Below are 11,007 nucleotides of genomic sequence, written 5' to 3'. Positions count from 1 at the left end.
ATCATTTTATTTTTGTTATACTATCCAATAATATTGGAAGTATCATTTCTGTTAACAAACTGTTCTATTTTAGCTGTCCGATAAAGATTGTCCATCATGGATATGCTGTAAACTTTCAGTAGTAACGAACATATTCGCTGATGGCATTTTCACTTGATTCTTATGGAACATAGACATTAATTCAAACCTTACTTGTCTAGAAGTTTCAAAATAATCTTCTGGCTTTATTAAGCCTGTAATACAAAATTCATATCCAACGTATTTAAGGTTCGGATTTAAATCTGTAACACCTACGTATTTAAACGGTTCCACAGCTTCATCTTCTATTTTATAAAGATTTGGAGCGAATTTTTCATTACAATTCACACAAACCTCTTCTAACAATTCCTTAACTCTTGTAGGATCTTCCTGATAACTTACCGTAATCCGTTCAATTACGCGCATCCATCCTTTATTAAAATTTTGTATCGTTCGAATCTCTCCATGTGGTATCGTAAGAAGTTTTCCAGACCATTCACGAATTTGCATAAAACGAATACTAATTTCCTCAATCGTTCCTGAGTTTGTTCCGTTAAAAGTAACAAAATCGCCAACACGAAACTCTTTATCCGCTAATCGCGCAAAGCCCAATATAACATCTTTTAGCATCTGTTGTGCAGCAAAACCGATAACAACTCCCGCTATCCCTGCACCTGCAATGATACTTTTTATATCTACAAATTGGCTAATTAAATATATGATTAGACTGATGATAATGATATATCTAAAAATAGATCGAATCACACTTTGAATCGTTTGCTCTACCTCTTCATCAAAAAAGCTTGATTTCCTAAAGAACCAATCAATAATGCGGTTGATTACAAAAGAAATAATAATTAGAACTAAAGCAAATAGTAAAAATCTTAAAAGTAAAAACTCTCTTACATAATTAAAAAATTCTTCAGTATACGTTAATACACTCATCCATCCACTTCCTTAACTAATGAAAATTTCACAAAAAACTGGTTTATTGTTTTAATTTCCTTAAAACTTGTTACACATTCTTCTATAAATATACCCTTTTTCATCACCTAAAGGGAGCTGACAATTGAAATTTTATTAAATCAAGTTTTTTTAAAATCGCAACACTTACCTATACAAAAAAGGGGAATATTAACACACCGCCGAATAGTTCATAAAAAAACTAATTGAGCAAAATATTGTCTCAATTTAAACGTAAAAAAGAGGCCTTTGTAAAGGCCTCTTTTTTACTTAACTTCTGCATGTAAGCATGACTTAAAATGTCCAAGTGCAAATTCATGTCCTTGCGTATTAAAAGATGCAACCGCCTTTTCAAAAACAACAATTTTAAACCCTTTATTATAAGCGTCTACGGCTGTGTGAAGAACACAAATATCAGTACAAACCCCTACAAGATGTACTTCTTCTATTCCTCTTTCTCGTAACTTAATCTCTAAATCTGTTCCTGCAAATGCACTATATCGCGTTTTATCCATGTAATATACATTCTCTGCATTTTTATATGTTTCGTACACATTCTGTAATTCACCAAACAAATCTCTTCCATTTGTACCAGCTATGTTATGAGGTGGGAATAATTTTGATTCTGGATGATATACATCGTTTTCTTCATGTTTATCGATCGCAAAGACAACGTAATCTCCATTTTCAATATATTCTTTCGTTATATGGACAATTTCCTTCTCAATTTCTTGTCCTGGTTTCCCGCATGTTAAAGCACCCTTTTCTGCTACAAAATCATATGTATAATCAATATTAATAAGAGCTCGTTTCATAATCACTATCTCCCCTTCTCCTGTTTCACAGTAAACAATAGAAAATTTGTTATTACGACATCGTACGTACTATTCGACATGAAAAATGAAGTACCTACATTTTTCATGTAAAACTTACCTTAATCCGAGTTTATCATATAATAGATAAACAATGGTAAAACAAATAACTCCTATTAACAAGTCGTGAATTTGATAGTCAAGCGTAATTTGAGTCACCTCTTGAATCGTAAACCAAATGACCGACATCGTTAAAATAATCAAGACGATACGAATACACCGATTCACATCTTCAGCCTCTTTCTCTGTCCTAGTAGTAACAATTGAGTTCTTCCTATGTAATCGTATTAGAAAACGAAACAAGTTATTCACTAATGTACACTCTAGTTCAAACAAAAAAGCACACTACTTTTTGAGTAATGTACTTTTTATTTTTATTAAGACGCAGGTTTTGTCTCAAATGTTGCTTGATTAAAACTAATAACCTTTCCTTTCGGGTCATTGTTTTCATACTGAACTGCAGTAATCGTATGACTACCAGTCTCAAGCGTCTTTTCTTTTAATTGTACTGTTGTCTGTGTTGTACTAGTTACTTGATGTTTATCTGCAAACACTTGATCTACAAATACGAATGTTTCTTTATCATTTTGAAAATTAGAAAGCTCTAATTCAACGTGTTGAATTAAAGTATCCTTTTTGACGAATACGGTTGGTATATTGCCATTTTCAGAAGTACCATCTGGAGTAATAACTTTCACTTTTCCTTCTCCAATGGGCATTACCCCTTCAGGAAATACAACTATATTCTCATTACTTGCGTTTACAACTTGTTCTTCCTGTTTTGATTGTGTACCCTCTTTTTCCTGCGGAGTACCGCAACCAACTAATAACAATACAGACAATCCAGTGATTATGAATTTTTTCAAAATTCATCCCCCCTGTCATTTCATTATAATTTATTATACAAAAATAACTTTTAAATTTTAAGACTACTTTTAACACTTTCATGAACAAATAGAATCTTGCTCACGATTAATGTATCATACTTTCCTTAATAGAACATTAATTTTTTTTATGAAATAAATAGTAATTCACTCTTATCTATCATTTTAGCCCAACAGATGAATTACATACCTGTTCAAAATAAAAAGACATTGTTCATTCAATGTCTTTTATTTTCAGCTTTAAAAAACAAATGTTGTAATCTCATCTACTTCTTTTCTTGGAAGTTTCTTCGGCTTATCTTTCGGAAAACCGAGTGAAATAACCATATTTATTTGTTTTTCAGGCTCAATTTGTAAATATTGTCGTAGTTCATCTTGAGCTAACAATACCGGCCCTGTCATCGGGCAAGTGCCAAGTCCCTTCGCATGTGCAGCCAACATTAAGTTTTGTGCCGCTAAACAGCTACTCTTAATTCCTTCTTCTTCCCAAACTGAATCTGGAACAAAAGCAATTGGATCGAATATTTTTTCACGAAACTTTGATTCGTATGGTGTTGCCAAACATACGATTAATACTGGCGCCTCTGAGAATGCTGTTGCATATGGTCCGAAAGAACGTGTAAGTAGTTTCCCTGCTTTCTCTTCTCCGTTTTCTGCCGCTTTTGCCGCAAGTTTATGTAATGCATCCCATGTCATTTGCTCAATTTCTTTAATTTTCTCTCGGTTCATAATGACCAAGAACTCCCAAGTTTGTGAGTTCGTATCACTCGGTGCATAACGAGCACAATCAATAATTTCTTTTATATCACTCGTGGATACTTCTTGTTCTGTGAACTTCCTAACACTTCTTCTACCGTGAATTACTTCTTTAAAATCTTCATAATTCATACATTAAATCCCCTTTTTACAGCGTTTTCAAATCTTGTCCTATGCTTGAATTATATCACGAAAAAAAGCTGGAGGAATACCAGCTTTTTTCTTCAATATTAGTTCGTAACTTTAAACAAACGAATACTTTCTTCATATGCCACTTGGAGTTTCTTTGTAATTGGTCCTCTTTCGCCGGCCCCAAACTGCTCATCACCTATTTGAACGACTGGTAATATTTCAAGTGGTGTCGCCGTGAAGAAGCACTCATCTGCCTCATATACTTCTTGTAGTGAAAATTCTCGTTCTTCTACTTCAATATGTAACTCTTTCGCTAATGTAATAACGTAATAACGTGTAATGCCATGTAGAATGAAATTGTCAGCCGGATGTGTAATCAATTTATTATTTTTCACCATAAAGAAATTTGAATGACACCCTTCAGTTACAATTCCATCTCGTAATAATATCGCTTCTTGATAGCCTTGTTTGTTTATTTTATTTTTAATCATAATATTAGGTAGCAGGTTTAAAGATTTTATATGGCAAAACTTCCAGCGTATATCCTCTTCTACAGTAACTTTTATTCCTTGTTCCATAGCAGCAATCGGCCTTGGAAACGAAACAATATTTGCAAAATACGTTGGTTCCATATTTGATTCATACACATGATTACGTGCTTGAGCACCTCTTGATATTTGCAAATAAACATTTCCATCTTCTTGAAATTGATTTTTTTCAATCATTTGATGTAACTCTGCTACTAACTCCTCCTTAGTAAACGATGGAATTAATTTTATTTCTTCCATAGAATTAAAGAATCTTTCTAAATGTAAATCTAATAAATGTGGCTTCCCATCATATAGTCTGAATACCTCGTATATACCATCACCAAACTGAAAGCCTCTCTCCTCTAATGGAATCATCGGCTGTTCTTCCTTCGTATTTACAATTCTTCCGTTAAACAAAATCCAATCTTTATGAGTAGCTTTCATTTATTCCCACTCCTTTATTCCATGATTGTTTTAATTGTACAACTTATCCATGATCAAAAGAAGGAATTTTCTGTATTTTAACAAATAAAAAAAGTACATCACCCATTTAAAGTGATGTACCGGGCCATTCTTCTACTTCAGAAAATATTTTTCAATATCATCTAACATAAGGTTTGCAGCTACAATACCACCTGCTGTATTCCAAATCACTTCATCTACTTGGAATACTTTATTATCTTTAGAAGCCTGCAGTTGTTTAAAGAGCGGATCTTCTATCCATTCTTTCGCTAACGTGTTTCCTTCATTATTCTTATCCGCATCTTTATCAGATGTAAAATAGAATAAATAGTCTCCGTCCATATTTGGAATTTGTTCTTTTGTAATTCCTTTTATCGCGAATTCATCTTTATCTTGTAGTGGTGGTCGTTTAAATCCAATATCATGTAATACAACACCTGAGAATGAATTTTTTTGATAAATACGAACATCACCTGGGACGAAACGAATAATGGAAACTTTAGAGTTAATTTTATCACCTAATTGTTCTTTTATTCCTGCAATACGCTTTTTATAATTATTAAGAGCATTTTGCCCTTCTTTTTCTTTATTTACAGCTTTTGTATACAGCGTAAAGTTTTCTTTCCAATCACCGCGCAATGTTTCAGCATATACAGTTGGCGCGATTTCTTTTAACTGCTCATATATTTTTTCGTGACGCATTTTATTTCCGATAATTAAATCTGGCTGAAGCTTCATTACTGCCTCTAAATTAATGTCACGCTCAGTTCCTACTACTTTGGTATCTTTTAGCTCTTTTGCTAAATGAGGATACCATTCATCACCAGCTCTTGGCTTTGTAGTTCCAACTGGCGTTACTCCAACAGTTAAAAGTGCCTCAGCACCCTCATTTGTTAAAACGACAACTCTTTTTGGCGTACCATTTACTGTCGTTTCGCCCATCGCATGTTTTATCGTATATGAATCTTTTGCTTTAGCTGATGTATCTTTATCTTTCTTCTCTTCTTCTTTACCGCACCCTGCGATTATGACCATTAGTAACATAACGCAAAGTATAAGAATATTTTTAGTACGTGTCATAAATCCTCCTAGTTGAAAATGATTTTCAATTACATTCACAAGAATAATGTATATCTCATACATTGTCAATATATATATCAGAAAACTTTTTCAATATATATAATTTAGACCTCATTTTTATTCAAACTATTTTTTTACTTATTTGCTACTCACATTTTTTATTCGTAACATGTGAAACATAAATGGACATAAGAAAGTAATTGTAAATCCAGTCAATACATAACGTAAATAATACATATCAGGTATGACTTTTTTTAATAGGAGCTGTACCACTAACAAAATACTAAGACCCAATACTGTTTTTGACACTTGTATTTTTAAATTATTAGTTTCATTCATTTTAATAAAATGATTTTCTAGCATGATACCAATCGTAGAACCTGTCAAAACTCCTAGCAATTTAAAATTATCTATTTGGTCTGTCATAAAATACAGAATAAGTGAAACTACCAATACAATTCGTTGTAACATTATAAATTTCTTATCACTTAATTCTACTGTTACTTTCGTATATAAATAAACAACGATGACACTAATTAAAACAGCCCCTATTATATCACTGAGCCAATGTACGCGTAAATATAAACGAGAAGTAGCAACTAATATAATAAAAACAATACCAATGATCCAAATGATTCTCTTTTTACATAAAATCATGAATGAACCCCAAAACGTTGTCGATAATTGGACGTGTGTGCTTGGAAAAGAATAACCTGCGGCTGATTTTTCATATAAAGCTTCAATTCCGTCATATGTATACGGTCGTGGGATTTTCATAAATTCTTTTACCATTATCCCTATATACCCAGAGAAACAAAGCATAACAATCATATGAAATGCTTTTCTTTTAGAAACGCACCAATATAAAAACGAAATAATAACTAAATATAACGTTTCATTTGCAAGACTAGATACAAGTTTAAAAAATGTTGTAAGGACACTTCCTTCGAAACTTGTCATCCATTCAAGAAGTAACATATCAATATTAACCATAAAAAACGATACCTCCAAAAAATTCCTTCTGCTATTTGTCAGCACTTCATATAAACTAGTGGATTAACATTTCAAATTTATACACCTACTTACTTTACATGTTAAGAACATATAGTACCACATACTAATAATAGATAATATGTTAAAACATCCAATCATTTTTATAGATTTCCAATAATTTTTGGGCTTTATATACAAAATCACTCTAATTACAAATAAAAAAACCGCCTTATGTAAGGCGGTTTCTATCATTTTGCTTTAACCAATTTAAAATAAATATATACGATTGATAGTGAATATAACGTATGCAAAATAAAAGGAATAAAAGGGCTATTCCAGTGGTACTATACAGCAAACCGAACTTTAAAAAAACATTTAAAAGCGGCGGAAAATTCGTTATGCTTTGTAATGCAAGTAGCATACAAAACAAAAGGAAAAACACTGGGGCATATTGTAATTCATATGGCTTTCTCTTCTTATTCATTCTTTTTCGAATAAACATATGGCTGAGTTCCGCTACTAAAAAACACCCTCCAATTAATACAAGACCAGAAGTCATTGTCATACATCCACCTGCCTTATATTTATCCTGCATAAGTACTCATCATTATATTTTCTTCACATATATTCCATCTTCCTCATTAAAACCAAAGCTCTCAATGAAAGATTTTGCTTGTTCTGTTAATTCCGTTTGTAATACCTTTATCTCTTTCACATTTCTTTCTTTCATCATTGTTTCAAATGTAAAATACGTATTTGTTCCATAACCGTAACTTTGATAATCAAAGTGAATAATTAACTGAGATAAAACCGCAGTCTCCCCTTGAACACGATAATCTATTACACCAATATATGTATCATCGACTTTCACACAATACTGTACCTGTTTCTCACTTAAACTATGTGAGTGAAACATTTCTTTAACAACGCTTTCATTTTCTACAGTAACTTTCTCAAACGTAATCATATGTTGTCCATCCTTTTACTATTATTGTATCAATAATACGTCCTATTTATGAAAAAAACCTTAAGACCGTATGCGATCTTAAGGTTTTTCTAATTAAACTAAGCTATACGCACGTTTCGTTTCTTCGTGGAACTTATTCGTATCGTATTTATGCTCAACATAAATTTGATGCCATACCATAAATGCAAGTACAGTCCAAATTTTACGGCTATAATCGCCTTTATCTGCACAATGTGCTTCCAGTAAGTTTAATACATACTGTTTGTCGATTAAATGCTCTGTCTTACTTTCGTTTATAATATTAATAGCCCAATCATGCATTTCGTCTTTTAGCCAGTGACGAATTGGTACTGGGAATCCAAGTTTTTTACGATCTAATACGTGATCTGGAACGATTCCGCGTGCTGCTTCACGTAAAATAGCTTTCGTAGTTCCGTTAGCAATTTTAAATTCAGTTGGAATTTTAGATGCAACATCGAATACTTCTTTATCTAAGAACGGTACACGAAGTTCTAATGAATTCGCCATTGTCATTTTATCAGCTTTTAATAAAATGTCACCGCGTAACCATGTGAACATGTCAATGTACTGCATTTTACTTACATCATCATAATCTTTAATTTCGTTATACAATGGTTTCGTGATATCCATATAGTTAACACTTTCATCGTAATACTTCATTAATTCCGCTTTCTCTTCTTCACGGAAGATTTTCGCGTTTCCATAGTAACGCTCTTCAATTGGCGTACATCCACGCTCTAGGAAGCTCTTTCCTTTAAAGCCTTCTTTAAGAGCACCACTTAATGCTTTTAGAACGCTCTTACCTGGGCTAGGAATGTAAGAGAACATTTTTAGTGAGTTTGGCTCACGATAAATGTTATAACCACCAAATAGCTCGTCTGCACCTTCACCTGAAAGAACAACTGTTACATGTTTACGTGCTTCTTTTGCAACGAAGTACAATGGTACAGCTGCTGGATCTGCTAAAGGATCATCCATATGCCAAATAATTTTTGGGAACTCATCCATAAACTCTTTCGCTGAAATGAATACGTTATGGTTTTTAACCCCTAATTTCTCAGCAGTTTCTTTTGCAACATCAACTTCACTGAAACCACGTTGCTCAAAACCAACAGAGAATGTTAATAGATTTGGATTCATTTCTCTTGCGATAGAAGCGATAATAGATGAATCGATACCACCAGATAAGAACGAACCTACTGGTACATCACTGCGCATATGCACTTTTACTGAATCATATAACACATCACGAATTGCTTGGATATGCTCCTCTTTCGTTGCGCTTGAAGCATTGAAATAAGGTTTCCAGTAGCGATGAATTTCCATCTCTTTACCGATTTCTTTTACGAAATAATGACCAGGCTCGATTTTATTAACATCAATTGTTAATGTTTCTGGCTCTGGACCATATTGATACGTAAAGTAATGTTGTAATGACGTTGGATTAACGCCTTTATCTTCCATCACATGCATAATACTTTTCTTCTCAGATGCGAAGAATGTAGTATCGCCTTGTTGTGCGATGTATAAAGGTTTAATACCAAAGTGGTCACGTGCACCGAAAAGTTTCTTCTCTTCACGATCCCAAATCATAAATGCAAACATACCACGAAGATAGTCTACACATTTTTCTTTCATATGTGCATACAATGCAATGATAACTTCTGTATCAGATTGCGTTGCAAACGTTGCACCTTTTTCAAGTAACATTTCACGTAATTCAACATAGTTGTAAATTTCACCATTAAAGATAATTACATATCGATCATTTTCATAAGTTAGCGGCTGATGTCCTGCCTCTAAGTCAATGATACTTAAACGGCGGAAGCCAAATTGTACATGTTCATCACGAAAATATCCTTCGTCATCTGGACCGCGGTGGAAAATCATCGTGTTCATATTTTCAAATTGATGTTTTTCTGTTTCTGAAAACTCTCTAGGGTTTTCACATAAACATCCTACAAAACCACACATACTTCTTACCCTCTTTCAGTTTTCATTCTGTCTCTATACTACTATATCAACCCTATTTATACTAGCATAATCAACTGAATATGGCGACCAAAAACTATAAAAAAATCACTCCATTTCACATTTTTAACAATTTTTTATGAAAACATGAAAACTAGGCACTCACCTTTCTCCGCTTTTGTCATATGATATTGCAAATTGATTTTTAGGAGGGAATATCATGAGTGAAGAAAATAAAGACTCTTCTCGCCCACCGGTTCGTAATTATTTAAAGCAAATTGATGATTTCTTCGAGCAAACACCACTTCGTAATGTAATCGCTGATTTAAATCATTTTTTCCAAAAAGGAAACCGTTTATTAACATTCCCTGTAGATTTATATGAAGTTGGTGAAGAACTTGTTGTTACAGCTGAACTACCAGGTATACAAAAAGAACAAATTCAAATTGAAATACAAAGTGAATACTTAAAAGTCTCTGTAAAAGAAGAGATACTTGAAGAGGCTGAAGAAGAAACATCTCATAACTATTATCGCCGAGAACGTTCCATTTCAGAAGCATCCAGATTAATTAAATTACCGTACTCAATTAATAAAAAAGCAGCGAAAGCTTCGTATCAAAATGGCGTGTTAGAAATTCGGGCACCAAAACTTCCACAACAACATGACATTTTATCCATAGACTAATGTAAAAAAGAAGGGTGCTTTATAATCTGCACCCTTCTTTTTATTCTGCTAATCGCTTCATATCACGTATAATGTCCTCGTACGGCGTATTACTAATGCCACTGTACTTTTTCATTACTTTTCCGTTTTGATCAATTAAGTAAAATGATGTACCATGTATAACTTGACCATTCTCTGGTTTATCTACAAGTGATTGGAAATTATCTTTTGAAAACTTTGTAATGTCCTCTAACGAATAACCCGTTAGTAAATTCCAGTTACTAGTATCCTCTGTAAACTTTTGAATGAAAGCCTTCAAATTCTCCGGCTTATCAAGGTCTGGATCTACACTAAACGAAACAAACTGAACGTCTAATTTTTCTTCTTTTGCCATCTTCTGCAGTTTTGCCATATTAGCAGTCATTGGTGGACAAACCGTTTGGCAATTTGTGAACATAAAATCAGCAACCCAAACTTTCCCTTTTAAATCTTTTGTACCAAATGGCTTTCCATCTTGATTTGTAAATTGGAAAGTTTCTAAATCCCAATTTAATGGTTTACGAAGCTTTGAACCTGATCCACTACATCCAGCAAGTACAAAGAGACAAAATACAACCATAAGACCAATTATTTTTTGATAACGCTTCATTTATAAACCTCTTTTCTCTATCCTAAATTTAAATAGGTTATGTTT

13 protein-coding genes are annotated in these 11,007 nt (G+C 33.1%); 1 reads left to right on the top strand and 12 read right to left on the bottom strand.

Annotated features, from left to right (window positions below; all coding sequences use genetic code 11):
- Positions 1–69: 69 nt before the first annotated feature.
- The 11 genes from KI369_RS12880 to asnB all read right to left on the bottom strand — a co-directional run bounded on the left by KI369_RS12880 (position 70) and on the right by asnB (position 9,652).
- Positions 70–963, bottom strand: coding sequence for a mechanosensitive ion channel family protein (locus KI369_RS12880; protein WP_212956203.1), 894 nt, complete (start codon positions 961–963; stop codon positions 70–72).
- 284 nt (positions 964–1,247) lie between these two features.
- Positions 1,248–1,796, bottom strand: a complete 549-nt coding sequence (locus tag KI369_RS12875) for a cysteine hydrolase family protein (protein ID WP_212956202.1) — start codon at positions 1,794–1,796, stop codon at positions 1,248–1,250.
- 114 nt (positions 1,797–1,910) lie between these two features.
- Entirely contained in the window at positions 1,911–2,165 is a 255-nt protein-coding gene (locus KI369_RS12870) for a hypothetical protein (RefSeq protein WP_212956201.1), read from the bottom strand.
- 65 nt (positions 2,166–2,230) lie between these two features.
- Positions 2,231–2,719: a hypothetical protein gene (locus KI369_RS12865; RefSeq protein WP_212956200.1), complete on the bottom strand. Its 489-nt coding sequence runs from the start codon at positions 2,717–2,719 to the stop codon at positions 2,231–2,233.
- A 258-nt stretch (positions 2,720–2,977) separates the two neighbouring features.
- Positions 2,978–3,625, bottom strand: coding sequence for a nitroreductase family protein (locus tag KI369_RS12860; RefSeq protein ID WP_001105300.1), 648 nt, complete (start codon positions 3,623–3,625; stop codon positions 2,978–2,980).
- A gap of 98 nt (positions 3,626–3,723) precedes the next feature.
- Complete coding sequence (dat, locus tag KI369_RS12855) at positions 3,724–4,599, bottom strand: D-amino-acid transaminase (RefSeq protein ID WP_212956199.1); 876 nt, start codon at positions 4,597–4,599, stop codon at positions 3,724–3,726.
- A 132-nt stretch (positions 4,600–4,731) separates the two neighbouring features.
- Positions 4,732–5,697, bottom strand: coding sequence for an ABC transporter substrate-binding protein (locus KI369_RS12850; RefSeq protein ID WP_212956198.1), 966 nt, complete (start codon positions 5,695–5,697; stop codon positions 4,732–4,734).
- A gap of 138 nt (positions 5,698–5,835) precedes the next feature.
- On the bottom strand, positions 5,836–6,690 hold the full coding sequence (locus KI369_RS12845) for a phosphatase PAP2 family protein (RefSeq protein WP_212956197.1): 855 nt from the start codon (positions 6,688–6,690) through the stop codon (positions 5,836–5,838).
- Between the two features lie 229 nt (positions 6,691–6,919).
- Complete coding sequence (locus KI369_RS12840; RefSeq protein WP_212956204.1) at positions 6,920–7,249, bottom strand: hypothetical protein; 330 nt, start codon at positions 7,247–7,249, stop codon at positions 6,920–6,922.
- A 48-nt stretch (positions 7,250–7,297) separates the two neighbouring features.
- Positions 7,298–7,657, bottom strand: a complete 360-nt coding sequence (locus KI369_RS12835; RefSeq protein ID WP_000627511.1) for a GNAT family N-acetyltransferase — start codon at positions 7,655–7,657, stop codon at positions 7,298–7,300.
- Between the two features lie 93 nt (positions 7,658–7,750).
- Positions 7,751–9,652 (bottom strand): asparagine synthase (glutamine-hydrolyzing), encoded by a 1,902-nt coding sequence (gene asnB, locus KI369_RS12830; protein ID WP_212956196.1) that lies wholly within the window; start codon positions 9,650–9,652, stop codon positions 7,751–7,753.
- 217 nt (positions 9,653–9,869) lie between these two features.
- Here asnB and KI369_RS12825 point away from each other — a divergent pair, with 217 nt between their 5' ends.
- Entirely contained in the window at positions 9,870–10,334 is a 465-nt protein-coding gene (locus KI369_RS12825; RefSeq protein WP_212956195.1) for an Hsp20/alpha crystallin family protein, read from the top strand.
- A 40-nt stretch (positions 10,335–10,374) separates the two neighbouring features.
- Here the strand turns inward: KI369_RS12825 and KI369_RS12820 are convergent, their stop codons facing one another.
- Positions 10,375–10,962 carry an SCO family protein gene (locus KI369_RS12820; RefSeq protein WP_000833340.1) on the bottom strand — a complete coding sequence of 196 codons (588 nt, stop codon included), beginning with the start codon at positions 10,960–10,962 and terminating at the stop codon, positions 10,375–10,377.
- Positions 10,963–11,007: the final 45 nt, after the last annotated feature.

It is taken from the genome of Bacillus sanguinis (assembly GCF_018332475.1).
In the GTDB taxonomy this organism is placed as follows: Bacteria; Bacillota; Bacilli; order Bacillales; family Bacillaceae_G; genus Bacillus_A; species Bacillus_A sanguinis.
Note: the sequence above shows the minus strand (reverse complement) of the source record. Positions and strands in the feature narration are given on the sequence as shown.

Excerpts from the sequence above, each read along its gene's own strand:
- KI369_RS12880 (WP_212956203.1), bottom strand. The coding sequence starts at position 963 with ATGAGTGTATTAACGTATACTGAAGAATTTTTTAATTATGTAAGAGAG.
- KI369_RS12875 (WP_212956202.1), bottom strand. The coding sequence starts at position 1,796 with ATGAAACGAGCTCTTATTAATATTGATTATACATATGATTTTGTAGCA.
- KI369_RS12860 (WP_001105300.1), bottom strand. The coding sequence starts at position 3,625 with ATGAATTATGAAGATTTTAAAGAAGTAATTCACGGTAGAAGAAGTGTT.
- dat (WP_212956199.1), bottom strand. The coding sequence starts at position 4,599 with ATGAAAGCTACTCATAAAGATTGGATTTTGTTTAACGGAAGAATTGTA.
- KI369_RS12850 (WP_212956198.1), bottom strand. The coding sequence starts at position 5,697 with ATGACACGTACTAAAAATATTCTTATACTTTGCGTTATGTTACTAATG.
- KI369_RS12845 (WP_212956197.1), bottom strand. The coding sequence starts at position 6,690 with ATGGTTAATATTGATATGTTACTTCTTGAATGGATGACAAGTTTCGAA.
- KI369_RS12840 (WP_212956204.1), bottom strand. The coding sequence starts at position 7,249 with ATGACTTCTGGTCTTGTATTAATTGGAGGGTGTTTTTTAGTAGCGGAA.
- KI369_RS12835 (WP_000627511.1), bottom strand. The coding sequence starts at position 7,657 with ATGATTACGTTTGAGAAAGTTACTGTAGAAAATGAAAGCGTTGTTAAA.
- asnB (WP_212956196.1), bottom strand. The coding sequence starts at position 9,652 with ATGTGTGGTTTTGTAGGATGTTTATGTGAAAACCCTAGAGAGTTTTCA.
- KI369_RS12825 (WP_212956195.1), top strand. The coding sequence starts at position 9,870 with ATGAGTGAAGAAAATAAAGACTCTTCTCGCCCACCGGTTCGTAATTAT.
- KI369_RS12820 (WP_000833340.1), bottom strand. The coding sequence starts at position 10,962 with ATGAAGCGTTATCAAAAAATAATTGGTCTTATGGTTGTATTTTGTCTC.